Below are 19,704 nucleotides of genomic sequence, written 5' to 3'. Positions count from 1 at the left end.
GACAGTGCCGGCCCTTTCGCGGGCTCGCCCGCTCCCACAGGTTATATGTATATCTCAAGATGCAGTACCTGTGGGAGCGGGCGTGCCCGCGAAGAGGCCGGTGCAGGCGACTACATCAGCTACGTATGAACGCCAGCAAATCCGCATTGATCACATCGGCATGGGTGGTCGGCATGCCATGCGGGTAGCCTTTGTAAGTCTTCAACGCGCCATTGGGCAGCAGCTTCGCCGACAGCACTCCGGAGTTCTCATACGGCACGATCTGGTCATCATCGCCGTGCATCACCAGCACAGGTTGCTGGATGCCCTTCAGGTCCTCGGTAAAATCGGTCTGGGAAAATGCCACGATGCCATCGTAATGGGCCTTGGCGCTGCCGATCATGCCCTGGCGCCACCAGTTACCAATGATGCCCTCACTCGCTTCTACACCAGGGCGGTTGTAGCCGTAGAACGGCCCGGCCGGCACATCGCGGTAGAACTGCGCACGGTTGCTGGCGACCTGGGCCTGGAAACCGTCGAACACCGATTTGGGCAGGCCACCGGGGTTACCGGGAGTCTGCACCATCAATGGCGGTACGGCGGCAATCAACACGGCCTTGAGCACCTTGTCTTCAGGGTGCCGGGCCATGTAGCGCACCACTTCACCGCCACCGGTCGAGTGGCCGACATGCACGGCGCCCTGGATGCCCAGGTGAGCGACTACCGCCGCCACATCGTCGGCGTAATGGTCCATGTCGTGGCCGTCCCATACCTGGCTGGAGCGGCCATGGCCGCGGCGGTCGTGGGCGACCACGCGATAACCCTGGGCGAGGAAGAACAACATCTGCGCATCCCAGTCGTCGGCGCTGAGAGGCCAGCCGTGATGGAAGTGGATAACCGGTGCATCGCGCGGGCCCCAGTCCTTGTAGAAGATCTGTACGCCGTCCTTTGTAGTTACATAGCTCATGGTCGGGTCTCCTGTGTGCAGGAAGCGAAGGGAGCTATTGAGAATAGGAGAGATTTCTGCGCAGTAAGCGCCGGCCGTCTTCAGATACGATCGCGCATCCTGTACCAGGCCTTGGCGGCGGCTTCCAGCGGTGCGGCCAGCAGGTCGCCGCCGGGGAAGCGGCCGTTGTCGATGCCTTGGTACAGCGTCAGCAGGTCGTCGTCACCGAGGATGGCGTCGCTCACGGCCCGGGCTGCGGCCAGGGTCGGCAGCACGCCATGGCCGGAGAAGCCCTGCAGCCAGTAGCGCTGGCCCTCGCGGCCGACATCCGGGGTGCGCTGGATGCTGCAGTCGATATGGCCGCCCCAGGCATAGTCGATGACCACCCCGGCCAGCTGCGGGAACACCCGCTCCAGGTAGGGGCGGGTGGCGCTGGCGACATCTTTGGGAATACCGCCCAGGTAGGTGCAGCCGCCGCCGAACAGCAGGCGATGGTCCGGGGTAATGCGGAAATAGTCGGGCACGAACTGGTTGTCGATCACGCAGCTATTGCGCGGCAGCAATGATCGGGCGAAATCGGCGTCGAGCGGCGCGGTGGCGACCTGGTAGGAACCGACCGGCAACAGGCGACGCGACAGGTTACGGTCGAGGCGGTCGATGTAGGCGTTGCAGGCTAGCACTAACACCTGGCAGCGTACTTCGCCGCGGTCGGTACGGGCGACATAGCCGTCGCCAGCTCGCTGGTAGCTGAGCACCTGGCTCTGTTCGTAGATACGCCCACCGGCCGCCTCGATGGTACTGGCCAGGCCCTGGGCCAGCTTCAGCGGGTTGAGGTGGGCGCCTTTGGCGTCGTATAGCGCGGCCTGGTAGCGCGGGCTGTCGATCCATTGAGGCAGCTCGTCGCGGCCGATCAGGCGCAGGGCGTCGTAGCCCCATTTGTGTTCGGCCTCATGCAGGGCTTCTTCCAGCATCTTCACCCGGCGCGGCAGCACGGCGGTCCACAGGCTGCCCAGCCGGTAGTCGATGTCGAAGCCATGGCGCTCGGGCAGTTTGCGCATTTCATCGGCGGCCCAGCACATGCTGGCCCACAGGCGTTGGGTGCGTTCGGTGCCCAAGGCCTTTTCCAGCGGCGGCATGTCGCACGACCAGCCGAGCAGTGCCTGGCCGCCGTTGCGGCCGGACGCGGCCCAGGCCACGCGGCTGGCTTCCAGCAGCGTTACACGCTTGCCGGCCTGGGTCAGGCGCAAGGCGGTGTGCAGGCCGCTGAAGCCGGCGCCAATGATCAGGACTTCGGTGTCGTGGCTGCCTTGCAGGGTAGGGTGCAGGGGAATGCTGGCGGGGTAGGTCTGGGCGTAGTAGCTGGCGACGTGCTGGGCGGATTGTTTGAACATGCAGGGGTCTCATGAAATTTGCTTTAATTATTTTCATGAAAATTTAGCATTAAAAATTCATGGCGCCAGTATGTTGGTCAGGTTTTGTGGTTTGTCTGAATTCTCTGTATTCCTGGCCTGGCCCTATCGCCGGCAAGCCAGCTCCCACAAGTCCTACGCAGGTTTTGAAAGCTGTGTGGTACCTGTGGGAGCTGGCTTGCCAGCGATAGGGCTGTAATGACAGTGCAAAAGCCTCAGGTTGAAGCTTTTCTCTTGGGCTGCCGCGGCTTGCTGGCAGCCTTGCTTCCAGCCGCTTTACTCTTCCCACTCCCTCTACGCTTTTTCTTCCACGGCGGCGCAGCCCCGGCTGCCGGCCCGCTGATGGTCATGCGCATGCCGCTGCACCGTTCGACCAGCTTGCCCATCCATGCCGACTGCCGGGCGACGAACTCTTCCAGCGTCATCTCGCCACTCTGCACCATGTCCAGCGCCTGCTCCCAGATAGCTGTGGTACCAGGGTCGGCAATGGCGCGAGGTACGGCGTCGATCAGGCTGAAGGCCGCAGGGGTGGCGGACAGCGCCTTGCCGTTCTTCACCAGGTAGCCGCGGTCAAGCAGGCCCTGGATGATGCTGGCGCGGGTGGCTTCGGTGCCGATACCGGTGGTTTCCTTCAGCTTCTGCTTCAACCGCGGGTCGTCCACCAGCTTGGCCACGTTCTTCATTGCCTTGATCAGGTCGCCTTCGGTAAACGGCTTGGGCGGCTGGGTCCACAGGTCTTTCAGTTGCAGGCCCTGCACCGTGCAGTCCTGGCCTTCGCGCAGCGCCGGCAGCACCTGGGCCGGTGGTGCCTCGCGGCCCTTGGCCGGGGTCAGCGCCTCGGGCAGCGCACGGCGCCAGCCTGGTTCGACTATCTGCTTGCCTACGGCACGCAGGGCATGGCCAGCGCAGTCGAAGTCGGCCTGGGTACGGTCGTACTCGTGGTTGGGCAGGAACTGCGCCAGGTAGCGGGCGCGGATCAGGGTGTACACCGCCTTGTGCTTGGCTGGCAGGCGCGACGGGTCGCTGGCAGCGGCAGTGGGGATGATGCCGTGGTGGGCGCTGACCTTGGCGTCGTTCCACGCCCGTGAGCGGCGTTGCGGCTCCAGGTAGGGCTGCAGCGGCGCCAGGCTGGCATCGGAACGTTGCAGGGCGGCGAGGATGGCTGGCGCTTCGGCGTGCTGGCTTTGCGGCAGGTAGCCGCAGTCGCTGCGCGGGTAGGTGATCAGCTTGTGGGTTTCGTACAGGGCCTGGGCGATGTCGAGGGTTTCCTGGGCGCCGAGGCCGAACTTTTTCGAGCACAGCTCCTGCAGGGTGCCAAGGTCGAAGGGCAGGGGTGCCGCTTCACGCACGCGTTCGGTGGTCACCTTCACGGCCCGGGCAGTACCCGCATTGCCGATGTCGGCGGCAGCCTGCTGCGCCAGGGCCTGGTTCAGGCAGCGGCCCTGGTCGTCGCAGGCGTCATCGGGGGCGCGCCACTGGGCGTTGAAGCCAAAGCCTGCGTGTTCGAGCTGCACGTCGATGGCCCAGAACGGTACCGGCACAAAGTCGGCGATGCTGCGGTCGCGGTCGACCACCAGGCGCAGGGTGGGCGTTTGCACCCGGCCCACCGGCAGCACGCCCTGATAGCCCGACTGGCGGCCCAGCAGGGTGAACAGCCGGCTCATGTTCATGCCGATCAGCCAGTCTGCGCGCGAACGGCCCAACGCCGAGTGGTACAGGTTGAAGGTTTCGTGGCCCGGCAGCAGCCGCGCCAGGGCCTTGCGAATGGAGGCGTCGTCCAGTGCCGACAGCCACAGGCGCTGCACCGGGCCGCGGTAGCGGCAATGCTCGACCAGTTCGCGGGCGATCATTTCGCCTTCGCGGTCGGCGTCGGTGGCGATCACCAGTTCGCGTGCTTCGCCGAGCAGGCGCTTGACTGCCTTGAACTGGCTGGCGGTCTTGGGCTTGACCAGCATTTTCCACTTTTCCGGGATGATCGGCAGGTCGGCCAGGTTCCAGCGCTTGTAGCGTTCGTCGTAGCTGTCGGGCGGGGCGGTTTCCAGCAGGTGGCCGATGCACCAGGTCACGCAGACGTCGGTGCCTTGCCAGCAGCCATCGCCCTTGCGGTTGGCGCCGAGCACTTTGGCGATGTCTTTTGCCTGGGAGGGTTTTTCGCAGAGGAACAGGCGCATGGCCGGAGACGCTTCATCGGGGGTGATGGGCGATAGGATGCGCAAGCGAGGGCGCGGAGGCAAGTTTTATCTGGATGGATGTACAGCTTTTTGTCAGGGGAGATGTATTTTGCTGTGCCGGCCTCTTCGCGGGCAAAACCGCGAAGAGGCCGGTACAGGGATCAGGCGCGCGAGTCGCGCACCATGTCCACGTGCGGGATGCCGGCTTCGAGGAACTCTTCGCTGACTACGCGAAAGCCCAGCCGCTCGTAGAACGGCGTGGCGTGCACCTGGGCGCTGAGCATCTGCTGTTTAAGGTCGCGGTTCTGTGCTTCGACAATCACCGCGTTCATCAGCGCGTCACCCACTTTCAGCCCGCGCCAGTCCTTCAGCACCGAGACCCGGCCGATGGTGCCGTCAGGCAGCAGGCGCGCTGTGCCGATCGGGTAGTCGCCTTCCAGGGCCAGGAAGTGCGCGGCGGTCGGGTCATCCGAATCCCACTCCAGTTCTGGTGGAACGTGCTGTTCGGCAATGAACACCGCTTCGCGGATGCGGCGGATGTCGGCGTTGTCCTTGTGCCAGTCGGCGAGGCGCACACGAATCTTATTCATTGGCGAATCCCAGGCTTCCTTGTTTGACCAGCTGCTGTACCAGCATAAGGCCATCTTCATCCTGCAGCCATTCGCCCAGGTTGTCGATGTGCAGGGCGTCGGCCGCGCAAACCAGCTTCAGCAGCTCGCGCAGTTTGCCCGGTAGCGGGCAGCTGCGGCCGCTGGCGAACAGAAGCAGGTCTTCTTCGAATTCCGACCAGGCCAGACGCGCGCTCGGGTTGCGGATCAGGATGGCGCCTTGTTCCAGGGCATCGATCAGTTCTTCCTCGGACAGCTCTTCACCGACGATCTGCTCGGGGTAGCGCGGCTCGGTCATGAACTGGCCGAACCAGGTCAGCAGCAGGTCCTTGTCGCCCATGTGCTTGTCGAGCAGCGCCTTGAGGCGGTCGAGGGCATCGTGCTGGATCTGGTGCGGGTCACTGACCGGCTGGGCGTCGGCGTCGCTGTAGCGTTCTTCATCGGGCAGGAACTGGCCGAGGAAATCGGTGAAGTGGGTCAGCACTTCGGCGGCGCTTGGCGCGCGGAAGCCTACCGAGTAGGTCAGGCAGTCGTCCACGGCCACGCCGTAGTGGGCCAGGCGTGGTGGCAGGTAGAGCATGTCGCCCGGCTCCAGGGTCCACTCATCGCTCTGCTCGAAATCGGCGAGGATGCGCAGGTCGGCGTGCTCCAGCAGCGAGCTGTCGCTGCTGCACATCTGGCCGATTTTCCAGTTGCGCTGGCCGTGGCCCTGCAGCAGGAAAACGTCGTAGTTGTCAAAGTGCGGGCCGACGCTGCCACCAGGGGCGGCGAAGCTGATCATCACGTCATCGATGCGCCAGCTGGGCAGGAAGCGGAAGTTTTCCAGCAGTTCGGCTACTTCCGGGACGAACTGGTCCACGGCCTGCACCAGCAGGGTCCAGTCCTTTTCCGGCAGCTCGGCGAAGGTGTCTTCGGTGAACGGGCCGCGGCGCAGCTCCCACGGGTGCGCGCCGTGCTCGAGCACGATACGCGACTCTACTTCCTCTTCCAGGGCCAGGCCGGCCAGCTCGTCGGGGTCGATCGGGCTGATGAAGTCCGGGAATGCCTGGCGCACCAGCAGCGGCTTCTTCTGCCAGTAGTCGCGCATGAATTCGCGGGCCGAGATGCCGCCGAGCAGCTGCAGTGGAGTATCAGGATTCATGTTCAACCTATTGAAAAAATGTAATTTTCGTCCGGGAATAAAAACGCCCGGCCAGGCCGGGCGTTGAACGCGACGGTCAGCTTAGATGCGTTTGGCCTGTGCTGCCGCGTTGCCGATGTAGGTAGCAGGGGTCAGCTGCTTGAGCTCGGCCTTGGCTTCGGCTGGCATGTCCAGGCTGTCGATGAAGGTCAGCAGCGCTTCCGGGGTGATGCCCTTGCCACGGGTCAGCTCCTTGAGCTTCTCGTAGGGGTTTTCGATGTTGAAGCGGCGCATCACGGTCTGGATCGGCTCGGCCAGCACTTCCCAGCAGGCGTCCAGATCGGCGGCAATGCGGGCTTCGTTGACTTCCAGCTTGCCGATGCCTTTCAGGCTGGCTTCGTAGGCGATGACGCTGTGGGCAAAGCCCACGCCCAGGTTGCGCAGCACGGTAGAGTCGGTCAGGTCACGCTGCCAGCGCGAGATCGGCAGCTTGCTGGCCAGGTGCTGGAACAGCGCGTTGGCGATACCCAGGTTGCCTTCGGAGTTTTCGAAGTCGATCGGGTTGACCTTGTGCGGCATGGTCGACGAGCCGATTTCGCCGGCAACGGTCTTCTGCTTGAAGTAGCCCAGCGAGATGTAGCCCCACACATCGCGATCGAAGTCGATCAGGATGGTGTTGAAGCGGGCGATGGCGTCGAACAGCTCGGCGATGTAGTCGTGCGGCTCGATCTGGGTGGTGTACGGGTTGAACTGCAGGCCCAGCTCGTCTTCGATGAAGGCGCGGGCGTTCTGCTCCCAGTCGATCTGCGAGTAGGCCGACAGGTGGGCGTTGTAGTTGCCCACGGCGCCGTTGATCTTGCCCAGCAACGGCACGGCGGCAACCTGGGCGATCTGGCGCTCCAGGCGGTACACGACGTTGGCCAGTTCTTTACCCAGGGTGGTCGGCGAAGCCGGCTGGCCGTGGGTGCGCGACAGCATGGGCACGTCGGCGTGGGCGTGAGCCAGGGCGCGGATGGCGTCGGCGATCTGGCGCATCAGCGGCAGCAGCACTTCGTCACGGCCGGCGCGCAGCATCAGGGCGTGGGACAGGTTGTTGATGTCCTCGCTGGTGCAGGCGAAGTGGATGAACTCGCTGACCTTGGCCAGCTCAGGCAGCTTGGCGGCCTGCTCCTTGAGGAGGTATTCGATCGCCTTGACGTCGTGGTTGGTGGTGCGCTCGATTTCCTTGACGCGTTCGGCGTGCTCGAGCTTGAAGTCGGTGGCCAGGCTGTCCAGCAGGGCGTTGGCTTCGGCGGAGAACGCCGGCACTTCGCCGATCTGCGGGTGGGCGGCCAGGCGCTGCAGCCAGCGCACTTCGACCAGGGCGCGGAAACGGATCAGGCCGAATTCGCTGAAAATGGGGCGCAAGGCCTGGGTTTTGCCGGCATAACGGCCGTCTACAGGGGAAACCGCAGTGAGCGAAGAAAGCTGCATGGGGTGTTCTCGGACAGTCAGGCTTTTGGAAGGGCGCATATCATACATGAATTTCGCGCCCGAGTCGGGTGGCTGACCAAAGGTCGGGCCATAAATCAGCTGTGGCATTGTGCATTGCCTGTTCTGGCCCTATCGCCGGCAAGCCAGCTCCCACAGGTACTGCACCGGTCTTGAGCACAGTGCATATCCTGTGGGAGCTGGCTGGCCGGCGATGAGGCCGGAACTGTCAAACCCCTGTCAGGAGGGGCTGCGCATCATGTCGTACAGTTCGTTCAACAGCTTGCGCCGGCTGAATACCAGCTGCCAGCGGTGCCCGCCCAGCTGGCGCCACAGGCGTGCGGCGCGGATGCCGGCCAGCAACAGGGCGCGGATTTTCGAGGCATTGCTGGCCTGCTGCAGGAAGCGCATGTCGCCATGCACCTGGATGCGCTGGCGCAAGGTGCTCAGGGTGTCCTGGTACAAGGCTCCGCTGGAAGCGATGACGTTTTCATGAACCAGGCCAAAATGCTCGGCCTGGGACTGGATTTGCGGCAGGCGGTTGCCGATGGTGTCGAGCAGGTCGCCGCGCTTGTTCAACTGGCGTTCAAGGCCCAGCATCGACAGGGCGTAGCGCAGTGGCTCGCGCTGCAGGCTGCTGGGGTCGCGCTCCAGCGCACCGACCAGCGCGCGATAGCCGTCGCGCAGGTTCAGGTCGTCCCCGCCGAACACCTCCAGGGTGTCCTTGGGGTCACGGACCAGCAGGCTGCCCAGCATGCAGCCGATGTTGGCCTCGCTGGCCTGGCCGGTGCGGGCGATGCGGTCGACCAGTACGGCGGCCTGGAACACACCGCCCAACGCAATCAGCTGCTCCTGCAGGTTGCTCATGCGCGCGGGCTCCACGGCTCGGCGGCTTCGATCACGCCGCCGCCCAGGCACACTTCGCCGTCGTAGAACACCACCGACTGGCCCGGGGTAACGGCGCGTTGCGGTTCGTCGAACACTGCGCGGTAGCCGCTTTCGGTCAGCTCCAGGGTGCACTGCTGGTCGCTCTGGCGGTATCGCACCTTGGCGGTGAGCTGGCGCGGGCTGCTGAGGTCGACCGGGTTGACCCAGAAAATTTCCGAAGCGAGCAGGGCGCGGGAGAACAACCACGGGTGTTCATTGCCCTGGCCGACCACCAGCACGTTGCGGGTCAGGTCCTTGTGCAGCACGTACCACGGCTCGTCACCGGCGTCCTTCAGGCCGCCAATGCCCAGGCCCTGGCGCTGGCCGATGGTGTGGTACATCAGGCCGTGGTGGAGGCCGATCACTTCACCGTCGGTTGTCTCGATGTTGCCCGGCTGGGCCGGCAGGTATTGCTTGAGGAAGTCGCTGAAGCGGCGCTCGCCGATGAAGCAGATGCCGGTGGAATCCTTTTTCTTGGCGGTGGCCAGGCCGTGCTTTTCGGCAATGGCGCGTACTTCGGGCTTTTCCAGCTCGCCAACCGGGAACAGGGTGCGGGCGATTTCCTTGCCGCCGACGGCGTGCAGGAAGTAGCTCTGGTCCTTGTTCGGGTCCAGGCCCTTGAGCAGCTCGGTGAGTTCACCGGTGTCGCGGCGGCGCACGTAGTGGCCGGTGGCGATCAGGTCGGCACCCAGCGACAGGGCGTAGTCGAGGAACGCCTTGAACTTGATTTCGCGGTTGCAGAGGATGTCCGGGTTGGGCGTGCGGCCGGCCTTGTACTCTTCGAGGAAGTGCTCGAACACGTTGTCCCAGTATTCGGCGGCGAAGTTGGCGGTGTGCAGCTTGATGCCGATGCGGTCGCACACGGCCTGGGCGTCGGCCAGGTCTTCACGGGCGGTGCAGTATTCGGTGCCGTCGTCTTCTTCCCAGTTCTTCATGAACAGCCCTTCCACCTGGTAGCCCTGCTCCATGAGCAGAAGGGCGGAGACGGAAGAGTCCACGCCGCCGGACATGCCGACGATGACGCGGGTCTTGGCGGGGTCTTTGAGTGCTGGGCTGGTCATGGGTACCGGTGTGTATCAAAGGGGGAAAAACGCCAATTCTATCAAACCTGCGGCGGCGCGTCAGTCGCGCAGCAGGTCGAGGCTGTGCAAGGGGCCTTTGAGGTAATCGTCGAGGCAGCGTGGCACCAGTTCGCTGCGCCAGCGGGCGGGGTTGGCCAGCAGTTCGTCGCGGGTCAGCCACACGGCGCGGGCGGCGAAGCAGATGCGCTGGTAGGTCACGCCGTTGCTTGGGGCGGTGTACAGGTAGATGCCGACCACGCCGGTGAGCTCGACTTCCCAGGCGGTTTCTTCGAGGGTTTCGCGCAGGGCAGCCTGGGGCAGGGTCTCGTTGGGTTCGAGGTGGCCGGCGGGCTGGTTGAAGACGTGCTGGTTGGCTTTGAACTCTTCGACGAAAAGGAACTTGCCTTCGTGTTCGACGATGGTGGCGACGGTGATGTGGGGTTGCCAGGTCATTTGTATGTCCCTTCAGATTGGTGGGGCCGCTTTGCGGCCCATCGCCGGCAAGCCAGCTCCCACAGGTGCAGTGCAAGCTTGAGGCATTCACAATACCTGTGGGAGCTGGCTTGCCGGCGATGGGTTGCAGAGCAACCCCATTTCCCAGAAAGCACAAACCCCGGTGCGTGGCCGGGGTTTGTGCTGTTACTTCAAGCGAACCTTACAGGGCGGCAATGGCGCTGTTCAGGGTCTGGCTTGGGCGCATCACCTTGGCGGTCAGCTCGGCATCCGGAGCGTAGTAGCCACCGATGTCGGCCGGCTTGCCCTGGACGGCGTTGAGCTCGGCGACGATGGTCTCCTCGTTCTCGGTCAGGGTCTTGGCCAGTGGTGCGAAGCGTGCCTGCAGGGCAGCGTCGTCGTTCTGCGCAGCCAGGGCCTGGGCCCAGTACAGGGTCAGGTAGAAGTGGCTGCCGCGGTTGTCGATACCGCCAACTTTGCGCGAAGGCGACTTGTTGGTGTCGAGGAACTTGCCGGTGGCCTGGTCCAGGGTATTGGCCAGCACTTTGGCGCGCGGGTTGTCGTAGGTGTTGCCCAGGTGCTCCAGGGAAGCGGCCAGGGCCAGGAATTCACCCAGCGAGTCCCAACGCAGGAAGTTCTCTTCCACCAGCTGCTGCACGTGCTTCGGTGCCGAACCGCCGGCGCCGGTTTCGAACAGGCCACCGCCGTTCATCAGTGGCACGATCGACAGCATCTTGGCGCTGGTGCCCAGTTCCATGATCGGGAACAGGTCGGTCAGGTAGTCGCGCAGCACGTTGCCGGTCACCGAGATGGTGTCCTTGCCTTCGCGGATGCGGGCCAGGGAGAACTTGATGGCGTCGACCGGTGCCAGGATGCGGATGTCCAGGCCGGTGGTGTCGTGATCCTTCAGGTACTTCTGCACCTTCTCGATCATCACGCCGTCGTGGGCGCGGGCCGGGTCCAGCCAGAACACTGCAGGGGTGTTGCTCAGGCGGGCACGGTTGACGGCCAGCTTGACCCAGTCCTGGATCGGCGCGTCCTTGACCTGGCACATGCGGAAGATGTCACCGGCTTCGACGTTCTGCTCGAGAACGACCTGGCCTTTGCTGTCGACCACGCGCACGACGCCGTCAGCCTTGATCTGGAAGGTCTTGTCGTGGGAACCGTATTCTTCGGCCTTCTGCGCCATCAGGCCGACGTTCGGTACGCTGCCCATGGTGGTCGGGTCGAAGGCGCCGTTGGCCTTGCAGTCTTCGATGGTGGCCTGGTAGATGCCGGCGTAGCAGCGGTCCGGGATGATCGCCTTGGCATCCTGCAGTTCGCCGGCGGCGTTCCACATCTTGCCCGAGTCACGGATCATGGCCGGCATCGAGGCGTCGACGATGACGTCGCTCGGCACGTGCAGGTTGGTGATGCCTTTGTCGGAGTTGACCATGGCCAGAGCCGGACGCTGGGCGTACAGGGCCTGGATGTCGGCTTCGATCTCGGCCTGCTTCTCGGCTGGCAGGTCCTTGATGCGGGCATACAGGTCGCCGATGCCGTTGTTGGCGTTGAAGCCAACTTCAGCCAGGGCGGCGGCATGCTTGGCCAGCACGTCGTTGTAGAACTCTTCGACGATGACGCCGAACATGATCGGGTCGGAGACCTTCATCATGGTGGCTTTCAGGTGTACCGACAGCAGCACGCCGGAGGCCTTGGCATCGGCGATCTGCTCGGCAATGAAGGCTTTCAGGGCCTTGCGGCTCATGGTGGCGCAGTCGATGACTTCGGCAGCTTTTACCGCAGTCTTTTCTTTCAGTACGGTGGTGTTGCCGTCTTTGCCGACCAGCTCGATGCGCAGGCTGTCGTCAGCTTCGATCAATGCGGCTTTCTCGCTGCCGTAGAAGTCGCCCTGGGTCATGTGGGCAACGTGCGACTTGGAGTCGGCAGCCCAGGCGCCCATCTTGTGTGGGTGCTTGCGGGCGTAGTTCTTGACCGACAGCGGCGCGCGGCGGTCGGAGTTGCCTTCGCGCAGGACCGGGTTCACGGCGGAACCTTTGATGCGGTCGTAGCGGGCGCGGGATTCTTTCTCTTCCGCGGTGGCCGGCTCGTCGGCGTAGTCAGGGATGTTGAAGCCCTTGCCTTGCAGTTCCTTGATCGCGGCTTTCAGCTGCGGTACCGAGGCGCTGATGTTCGGCAGCTTGATGATGTTGGCTTCAGGGGTGGTAGCCAGCTGGCCCAGTTCCGCCAGGTGATCGCCTACTTGCTTCTCTGCGCCCAGTTGCTCCGGGAAGGCGGCGAGGATGCGGCCAGCCAGGGAGATGTCGCGGGTTTCGACGGCGATGTCAGCCGAAGCGGTGAAGGCTTCGATGATTGGCAGCAGCGAGTAAGTGGCGAGGGCGGGGGCTTCGTCGGTGAAGGTATAGATGATCTTGGAACGGGTGGGCATGCGGGTTAACTCTCTGTGTGCTGAGCGTGCTCGAGTCTCGTGGTGCGCAGGGTAGGCGCATCGCCCTGGCAGCGCCATGAGCGGAAAGTCGAGAGGCTGCGAGCGGTGATGGTGGATGCATCAGTCGAGCGTCAAGTGCTGAGCTGCGGTAACAACCCAGGCTTTATGGCCAGGCTTTGTGTCCATTCATGGCCAAGGGCGGTCCGCATTTTTCCAAGGGATCGCCCCGATGACCCTTCGGTCGCGGCGGAGTATACCAAACCATTCGGGCTAATCAGCAAGGCCAAGTGATATCGGCCCATTTATAAGACCAAAGACTAAGCGGCAATGTGGCGGGTTGTCGCATGCCTTGCAGGTCGGCAGATGTGGTTTAGGCTCAGTGGATCGCATGATGTCCAATCACACCCGACAGCGGAGTAGTGCAAGCATGGGATACCAGAAAATCAAGGTTCCGACCGACGGCACCAAGATCACCGTCAATGCCGACCATTCGCTCAACGTTCCTGACAATCCGATCATTCCTTATATCGAGGGCGACGGGATTGGCGTCGATGTCTCGCCGGTAATGATCAAGGTGGTCGACGCCGCCGTGCAGAAGGCCTACGGCGGCAAACGCAAGATCGCCTGGATGGAAGTGTACGCCGGCGAGAAAGCCACCCAGGTGTACGACCAGGACACCTGGCTCCCCCAGGAAACCCTCGATGCCGTACGTGATTACGTGGTGTCGATCAAAGGGCCGCTGACCACCCCGGTGGGCGGTGGCATCCGGTCGCTCAACGTGGCCTTGCGCCAGCAGCTGGACTTGTACGTGTGCCTGCGCCCGGTGCTGTGGTTCCAGGGCGTGCCCAGCCCGGTGAAGAAGCCAGGCGATGTGGACATGGTGATCTTCCGTGAGAACTCCGAGGACATCTATGCCGGCATCGAGTGGAAGGCCGGTTCGCCCGAGGCGAACAAGGTGATCAAGTTCCTCAAGGAGGAAATGGGCGTTACCAAGATCCGCTTCGACCAGGACTGCGGCATTGGCGTCAAGCCGGTGTCGCGCGAGGGCACCAAGCGCTTGGTGCGCAAGGCCCTGCAGTACGTGGTGGATAACGACCGCGAGTCGCTGACCCTGGTGCACAAGGGCAACATCATGAAGTTCACCGAGGGTGCCTTCAAGGACTGGGGTTATGAAGTGGCGCGCGACGAGTTCGGGGCCGAGTTGCTCGATGGTGGCCCGTGGATGAAGTTCAAGAACCCCAAGAGTGGGCGCGAGGTCATCGTCAAGGACGCCATCGCCGACGCCATGCTGCAGCAGATCCTGCTGCGCCCGGCCGAGTACGACGTGATCGCCACCCTCAACCTCAACGGTGACTACCTGTCCGATGCCCTGGCGGCGGAAGTGGGTGGTATCGGCATTGCGCCGGGTGCCAACCTGTCCGACACCGTGGCCATGTTCGAGGCCACCCACGGCACCGCGCCCAAGTATGCCGGGCAGGACAAGGTCAACCCGGGTTCGGTGATCCTGTCGGCGGAGATGATGCTGCGGCACATGGGCTGGACCGAGGCGGCAGACCTGATCATCAAGGGTACCAACGGCGCGATTGCCGCCAAGACCGTGACCTATGACTTCGAGCGCCTGATGGACGGCGCCACACTGGTGAGCAGTTCAGGCTTTGGCGATGAAATGATCAAGCATATGTAGGGCAATGGAAAACCGGCCGCTTCCATTAAAGAAGCGGCCGGCTTTGTTCGTATACCGGCAGGCGGCTCAGCAGATCAGGCGTCGGCAGTGCTGCCGGCTGGCCGTGCGCTGGTCGGCGCAGGCGCGGCAGTGGAAGCGCTGCAGATCTTGACTGCGTGCAGGCCTTTGGGGCCTTGGATAATCTCGAAACTCACGGCCTGGCCGGCCTTGAGCGTCTTGTATCCGTCCATCTGGATGGCTGAGTAATGAGCGAACAAGTCTTCATCCTTGCCCTCTTCATTGATGAATCCGTAGCCCTTGGCATTGTTGAACCACTTGACTTTACCGCTTGCCATCCCTATGTCCCTCTGCAAAGGACTCCATCACTGGAGTATCATCCACTCATCCGCATACGAACCATGCGAAAAATCTGGTTGACTGCGCGGATCTTTATCGACCACGGTGGGTTCTTATTGGTTGTAACACCGTTTTGCCGATAGTCAAGGTCGCCCGGCGCCTGCGCTGGCCGTGCCCTTCGCAGTCAACCCACAACCTTAACCTGTCGCTCATGATGAAATTCTTTCCATGCATGCACCTAGTGAGATTCGACTAACATTCAATCAGGATCGCCCGCAATCGAATGAGGACGACGGCTCAGGTCTTGCAGTTCAGGAAGCCAAGCCGATCCTGCAGGCGCCACCTATGTACAAGGTGGTTTTGTTCAACGATGACTACACGCCGATGGATTTCGTCGTCGAAGTGCTCGAGACGTTCTTCAATCTGAACCGCGAGCTGGCGACCAAGATCATGCTGACCGTCCATACCGAAGGGCGGGCAGTGTGCGGATTGTTTACCCGTGACATCGCCGAAACAAAGGCTATGCAGGTCAACCAATACGCCAGGGAAAGCCAGCATCCGCTACTCTGTGAAATCGAGAAGGACGGTTAATCGCCGACCACTTGGGTATGAGGTGAAGCTATGTTAAACCGCGAGCTCGAAGTCACCCTCAATCTTGCCTTCAAGGAGGCTCGTTCGAAGCGTCATGAGTTCATGACCGTCGAACATCTGCTGCTGGCACTCCTTGACAATGAGGCTGCCGCGACCGTTCTGCGCGCCTGTGGCGCCAATCTCGACAAACTCAAGCACGACCTGCAAGAGTTCATCGATTCCACCACACCCCTGATTCCGGTAAACGACGAAGATCGTGAAACCCAGCCGACCCTGGGCTTCCAGCGTGTACTGCAGCGTGCCGTGTTCCACGTGCAAAGCTCCGGCAAGCGTGAAGTCACTGGCGCCAACGTGCTGGTTGCGATCTTCAGCGAACAGGAAAGCCAGGCCGTGTTCCTGCTCAAGCAGCAGAGCGTGGCCCGCATCGACGTGGTCAACTACATCGCCCATGGCATCTCCAAGGTGCCGGGCCATGGTTCGCATTCCGAAAGCGACCAGGAAATGCAGGACGAAGAGGGCGGCGATACCGCCTCTTCGAGCAACCCGCTGGATGCCTATGCCAGCAACCTGAACGAGCTGGCCCGTGCCGGCCGTATCGACCCGCTGGTAGGCCGCGAGCAGGAAGTGGAGCGCGTGGCGCAAATCCTTGCCCGTCGGCGCAAGAACAACCCGCTGCTGGTGGGTGAGGCAGGCGTGGGCAAGACCGCCATCGCCGAAGGCCTGGCCAAGCGCATCGTCGATGGCCAGGTGCCCGACCTGCTGGCGCAGAGCGTGGTGTATTCCCTCGATCTCGGCGCACTGCTGGCTGGTACCAAATACCGTGGCGATTTCGAGAAGCGTTTCAAGGCGCTGCTCGGCGAACTGCGCAAACGCCCGCAGGCGATCCTGTTCATCGATGAAATCCACACCATCATTGGTGCTGGCGCGGCGTCGGGCGGGGTGATGGATGCGTCCAACTTGCTCAAGCCACTGCTGTCGTCGGGTGAAATTCGTTGCATCGGTTCGACCACCTTCCAGGAGTTCCGTGGCATCTTCGAGAAGGACCGTGCCCTGGCACGGCGCTTCCAGAAGGTTGATGTCAGCGAGCCGTCGGTCGAAGACACCGTGGGCATCCTGCGTGGCTTGAAAGGGCGCTTCGAAAGCCACCACAACATCGAGTACAGCGACGAAGCCTTGCGCGCCGCCGCTGAACTGGCCTCGCGCTACATCAATGACCGGCACATGCCGGACAAGGCCATCGACGTGATCGACGAAGCCGGTGCCTACCAGCGCCTGCAGCCGGAGGCCAACCGCGTCAAGCGCATCGACGTGCCGCAGGTCGAAGACATCGTCGCCAAGATTGCGCGCATTCCGCCGAAGCACGTCACCAGTTCCGACAAGGAACTGCTGCGCAACCTCGAGCGTGACCTGAAGTTGACCGTATTTGGTCAGGACCAGGCGATCGATTCGCTGGCCACCGCTATCAAGCTGTCCCGCGCCGGCCTCAAGTCGCCGGACAAGCCTGTCGGTTCGTTCCTGTTCGCCGGCCCGACCGGCGTCGGCAAGACCGAAGCAGCACGGCAGCTGGCCAAGGCGCTGGGGGTTGAGCTGGTGCGCTTCGACATGTCCGAGTACATGGAGCGCCACACCGTGTCGCGCCTGATCGGTGCGCCTCCTGGCTATGTTGGCTTCGATCAGGGTGGTTTGCTGACCGAGGCGATCACCAAGCAACCGCACTGCGTATTGCTGCTCGACGAAATCGAGAAGGCCCACCCGGAAGTCTTCAACCTGCTGCTGCAGGTGATGGACCACGGCACCCTGACCGACAACAACGGGCGCAAGGCCGACTTCCGCAACGTGATCCTGATCATGACCACCAACGCTGGCGCTGAAACCGCCGCGCGGGCCTCGATCGGCTTTACCCATCAGGACCATGCGTCCGATGCCATGGAAGTCATCCGCAAGAGCTTCACGCCGGAGTTCCGCAACCGCCTGGACACCATCATCCAGTTCGGCCGCCTGAGCCACGAGACGATCAAGAGCATCGTCGACAAGTTCCTTATCGAACTGCAGGCGCAGCTGGAAGACAAGCGTGTGTTGCTGGAGGTCAGCGATGATGCGCGCGGTTGGCTGGCGGCCTCGGGTTACGACGTGCAGATGGGTGCGCGGCCGATGGCGCGGTTGATCCAGGACAAGATCAAGCGGCCGCTGGCCGAGGAGATCCTGTTTGGCGAACTGGCCGAGCATGGTGGCGTGGTGCACGTCGACCTGCGCGATGGCGAGCTGGTGTTCGACTTCGAGACCACGGCTGAGGTTGCGTGACAGCGGGGGCCGCCTTGCGGCCCATTCGCAGCACAAGGCTGCTCCTACAGGGAATGCATGCTCCCCTTGTAGGAGCGGCCTTGTGCTGCGAGCGGGCTGCAAAGCAGCCCCCTGCAATCTGACAGGCACAAAAAAGCCCGGCACATGGCCGGGCTTTTTCATGGCTAGAGCTTAGCGCGCACGGTAGGTGATGCGGCCCTTGCTCAGGTCGTAGGGCGTCAGTTCGACGCGGACCTTGTCGCCAGTGAGAATACGGATGTAGTTCTTGCGCATCTTTCCGGAGATGTGCGCGGTTACGACGTGCCCGTTTTCCAACTCCACGCGGAACATGGTGTTGGGCAGGGTGTCGACGACAGTACCTTCCATTTCGAAGCTGTCTTCTTTCGACATGCAGTAGAGCCCTCGGATCCAGTGTTGGCCCGACGCATAACCGCACCGGGCAAAAAAGTGGCGTGGATTATGCCCGAAAACTGTGTGTCAAGCCAATGCCTTTCAGTTGAGGGTGACCCAGCGCTGGTTTATCAGCAATTCGATAGGTCGATACTGTGTCTTGTAGTTCATTTTCTTGCAGTTCTTGATCCAGTAACCCAGGTAAACCGCTTCCAGGTCCTGGCGCAGGGCTTCGGTAATCTGCCAGAGAATGGCAAAGCGGCCCAGGCTCCGGCGCTCTTCGTCCGGCTCGTAGAAGGTGTACACAGCCGACAGGCCGTTGGGCAGCAGGTCGCACACCGCCACCGCCATCAAGCGGCCTTCCAGGCGGAACTCATAGAACCAGCAGAACGGCAGGTCGCGCACCAGGAAGGTGGAGAACTGATCGCGGCTGGGCGGGTACATGTCACCGTCGGCATGGCGCGTTTCGATATAGCGCCGGTACAGCTCGAAGTACTCTTCCTTGAACGCCGGGCGTGCGGCGGTCACGGTCAGGTCGGCGTTGCGCTTGAGGATGCGCCGTTGCTGGCGGTTTGGGATGAAGCGCGCCGCCGGGATGCGTGCCGGCACGCAGGCATTGCAGTTCTGGCAGTGCGGGCGGTACAGGTGGTCGCCACTGCGGCGGAAGCCCATTTCCGACAAATCGGCGTACACGTGCACGTCCATCGGCTGGCTGGGGTCGAGGAACAGCGTGGTTGCCTGTTCGTCGGGCAGGTAGCTGCAGGAGTGGGGTTGAGTGGCATAGAACTTCAACCGCGCCAACTCTGTCATGATCAACCCCCTCGGTGAGACTTTGTTTAAGTGTAAGCCAGCTACGGGAACTCGCCTAGGGAAGCCATGTGGCGCTGTTGGGCTGGTCGAGGTGGCGTGCCAGGTAGTCGGCAAACTCGGCGCGGCTGATGGCGTGGGCTCCCAGGCTGTGCAAATGGTTGGTTGGCATCTGGCAGTCGATGAGGACGAAACCGGCCTGGCGCAGGTGGTTGACCAAAGTCACGAAGCCGACCTTGGAAGCGTTGTCGGCGCGGCTGAACATCGATTCACCGAAGAACAGCTGGCCCATGGCCAAGCCATACAGACCACCGACCAGCTCGCCGTCCTGGCGCACCTCCACCGAATGGGCGATGCCGCGTCGGTGCAGCTCGCAGTAGGCGGCACGCATGGTGTCGGTGATCCAGGTGCCGTCGGCGTAGTCACGTGGCGCGGCGCAGGCGGCGATCACCGCGGGGAAGTCTGTGTCGAAGCTGACCTGGTAACGGCCCTGGCGCATCAGCTTGGCCAGCGAGCGCGACACGTGCAGCTGGTCCGGGAGCAGCACCGTGCGCGGGTCGGGTGACCACCAGAGGATCGGCTGGCCGTCCTGATACCACGGGAAGCAGCCATGGCGGTAGGCCTGCACCAGACGCTCGGGGCTCAGGTCGCCGCCGGCAGCGAGCAGGCCGTTGGGATCATGCAGGGCCTTTTCCAGAGGCGGGAAGGTCAGCGAGTCGCGGGTCAGCCAGGTGAGCATGGTCTATCGTGCGGTGGGGGAGGGGAGAGGGCAGCATGGCGCGGGTGAAAAGCAGGGTCAATCTCTTTGGCTTCTTCGCGGGCGCGCCCGCTCCCACAGGCCATGTGCAGGCTCTGAAGCCTGCGGGGTACCTGTGGGGGCGGGCAAGCCCGCGAAGAGGCCGGCACAGGTGATGAAAATAGGCAATTTCCTACACATTCATGAAACCGCAGGCACCATCCGCTACATTTGCTGTCACACCTGTGCAAAAACACAGCATAAGCCTTTGTCACAAAAGAAAATGC

Annotated in this window: 17 protein-coding genes; 3 read left to right on the top strand and 14 right to left on the bottom strand. The window is 62.8% G+C overall.

All coding sequences use genetic code 11. The features are described from left to right. Window positions 1-115 precede the first annotated feature (115 nt). The 10 genes from ACK56M_RS18965 to ACK56M_RS18920 form a co-directional block, all read right to left on the bottom strand. Window positions 116-946, bottom strand: a complete 831-nt coding sequence (locus tag ACK56M_RS18965; protein WP_054573022.1) for an alpha/beta fold hydrolase — start codon at window positions 944-946, stop codon at window positions 116-118. Window positions 947-1,026: 80 nt separating this feature from the next. Further along, complete coding sequence (locus ACK56M_RS18960; protein ID WP_015270976.1) at window positions 1,027-2,316, bottom strand: NAD(P)/FAD-dependent oxidoreductase; 1,290 nt, start codon at window positions 2,314-2,316, stop codon at window positions 1,027-1,029. Window positions 2,317-2,549: 233 nt separating this feature from the next. Continuing rightward, window positions 2,550-4,505, bottom strand: a complete 1,956-nt coding sequence (locus ACK56M_RS18955; RefSeq protein WP_015270975.1) for a DNA topoisomerase III — start codon at window positions 4,503-4,505, stop codon at window positions 2,550-2,552. 161 nt (window positions 4,506-4,666) lie between these two features. After that, window positions 4,667-5,095 (bottom strand): GNAT family N-acetyltransferase, encoded by a 429-nt coding sequence (locus ACK56M_RS18950; RefSeq protein WP_003258855.1) that lies wholly within the window; start codon window positions 5,093-5,095, stop codon window positions 4,667-4,669. After that, window positions 5,088-6,254, bottom strand: coding sequence for a cupin domain-containing protein (locus ACK56M_RS18945; protein ID WP_013973298.1), 1,167 nt, complete (start codon window positions 6,252-6,254; stop codon window positions 5,088-5,090). Before ACK56M_RS18945 ends, ACK56M_RS18950 begins: the two co-directional genes overlap by 8 nt. Window positions 6,255-6,335: 81 nt before the next feature. Further along, window positions 6,336-7,706: an adenylosuccinate lyase gene (purB, locus tag ACK56M_RS18940; protein ID WP_015270974.1), complete on the bottom strand. Its 1,371-nt coding sequence runs from the start codon at window positions 7,704-7,706 to the stop codon at window positions 6,336-6,338. A gap of 237 nt (window positions 7,707-7,943) precedes the next feature. Then, a complete protein-coding gene (gene hflD, locus ACK56M_RS18935; RefSeq protein WP_015270973.1) occupies window positions 7,944-8,570 on the bottom strand; it encodes a high frequency lysogenization protein HflD in 627 nt (208 codons plus the stop codon). Further along, complete coding sequence (mnmA, locus tag ACK56M_RS18930) at window positions 8,567-9,691, bottom strand: tRNA 2-thiouridine(34) synthase MnmA (RefSeq protein WP_015270972.1); 1,125 nt, start codon at window positions 9,689-9,691, stop codon at window positions 8,567-8,569. The genes hflD and mnmA overlap by 4 nt, the downstream gene beginning before the upstream one ends. 60 nt (window positions 9,692-9,751) lie before the next feature. Beyond that, window positions 9,752-10,144, bottom strand: a complete 393-nt coding sequence (locus ACK56M_RS18925) for an NUDIX hydrolase (protein WP_411958923.1) — start codon at window positions 10,142-10,144, stop codon at window positions 9,752-9,754. 202 nt (window positions 10,145-10,346) lie between these two features. After that, window positions 10,347-12,572 (bottom strand): NADP-dependent isocitrate dehydrogenase, encoded by a 2,226-nt coding sequence (locus ACK56M_RS18920; protein ID WP_013973293.1) that lies wholly within the window; start codon window positions 12,570-12,572, stop codon window positions 10,347-10,349. 427 nt (window positions 12,573-12,999) lie between these two features. Here ACK56M_RS18920 and icd point away from each other — a divergent pair, with 427 nt between their 5' ends. Further along, the gene (gene icd, locus ACK56M_RS18915) at window positions 13,000-14,256 is read left to right on the top strand and encodes an NADP-dependent isocitrate dehydrogenase (protein ID WP_013973292.1); all 1,257 of its coding nucleotides are present in this window, start codon (window positions 13,000-13,002) and stop codon (window positions 14,254-14,256) included. Window positions 14,257-14,330: 74 nt separating this feature from the next. Here the strand turns inward: icd and cspD are convergent, their stop codons facing one another. Beyond that, window positions 14,331-14,591 carry a cold shock domain-containing protein CspD gene (gene cspD / locus ACK56M_RS18910; RefSeq protein ID WP_013973291.1) on the bottom strand — a complete coding sequence of 87 codons (261 nt, stop codon included), beginning with the start codon at window positions 14,589-14,591 and terminating at the stop codon, window positions 14,331-14,333. A 229-nt stretch (window positions 14,592-14,820) separates the two neighbouring features. On the opposite strand from cspD, the gene clpS reads away from it, so the two are divergent. Both clpS and clpA read left to right on the top strand, forming a co-directional pair. Then, on the top strand, window positions 14,821-15,183 hold the full coding sequence (clpS, locus tag ACK56M_RS18905) for an ATP-dependent Clp protease adapter ClpS (protein WP_013973290.1): 363 nt from the start codon (window positions 14,821-14,823) through the stop codon (window positions 15,181-15,183). Between the two features lie 30 nt (window positions 15,184-15,213). Next, window positions 15,214-17,484 (top strand): ATP-dependent Clp protease ATP-binding subunit ClpA, encoded by a 2,271-nt coding sequence (clpA, locus tag ACK56M_RS18900; protein WP_013973289.1) that lies wholly within the window; start codon window positions 15,214-15,216, stop codon window positions 17,482-17,484. 171 nt (window positions 17,485-17,655) lie between these two features. Here clpA and infA read toward each other — a convergent pair whose 3' ends face one another. The 3 genes from infA to aat form a co-directional block, all read right to left on the bottom strand. Then, on the bottom strand, window positions 17,656-17,874 hold the full coding sequence (infA, locus tag ACK56M_RS18895; RefSeq protein ID WP_002553999.1) for a translation initiation factor IF-1: 219 nt from the start codon (window positions 17,872-17,874) through the stop codon (window positions 17,656-17,658). Between the two features lie 102 nt (window positions 17,875-17,976). Beyond that, the gene (locus ACK56M_RS18890; protein ID WP_013973288.1) at window positions 17,977-18,684 is read right to left on the bottom strand and encodes an arginyltransferase; all 708 of its coding nucleotides are present in this window, start codon (window positions 18,682-18,684) and stop codon (window positions 17,977-17,979) included. A gap of 55 nt (window positions 18,685-18,739) precedes the next feature. Further along, window positions 18,740-19,420, bottom strand: coding sequence for a leucyl/phenylalanyl-tRNA--protein transferase (aat, locus tag ACK56M_RS18885; protein WP_015270969.1), 681 nt, complete (start codon window positions 19,418-19,420; stop codon window positions 18,740-18,742). Between the last annotated feature and the right edge of the window lie 284 nt (window positions 19,421-19,704).

Source organism: Pseudomonas sp. s4 (assembly GCF_046764235.1).
Classification (GTDB): domain Bacteria; phylum Pseudomonadota; class Gammaproteobacteria; order Pseudomonadales; family Pseudomonadaceae; genus Aquipseudomonas; species Aquipseudomonas asiatica.
Note: the sequence above shows the minus strand (reverse complement) of the source record. Positions and strands in the feature narration are given on the sequence as shown.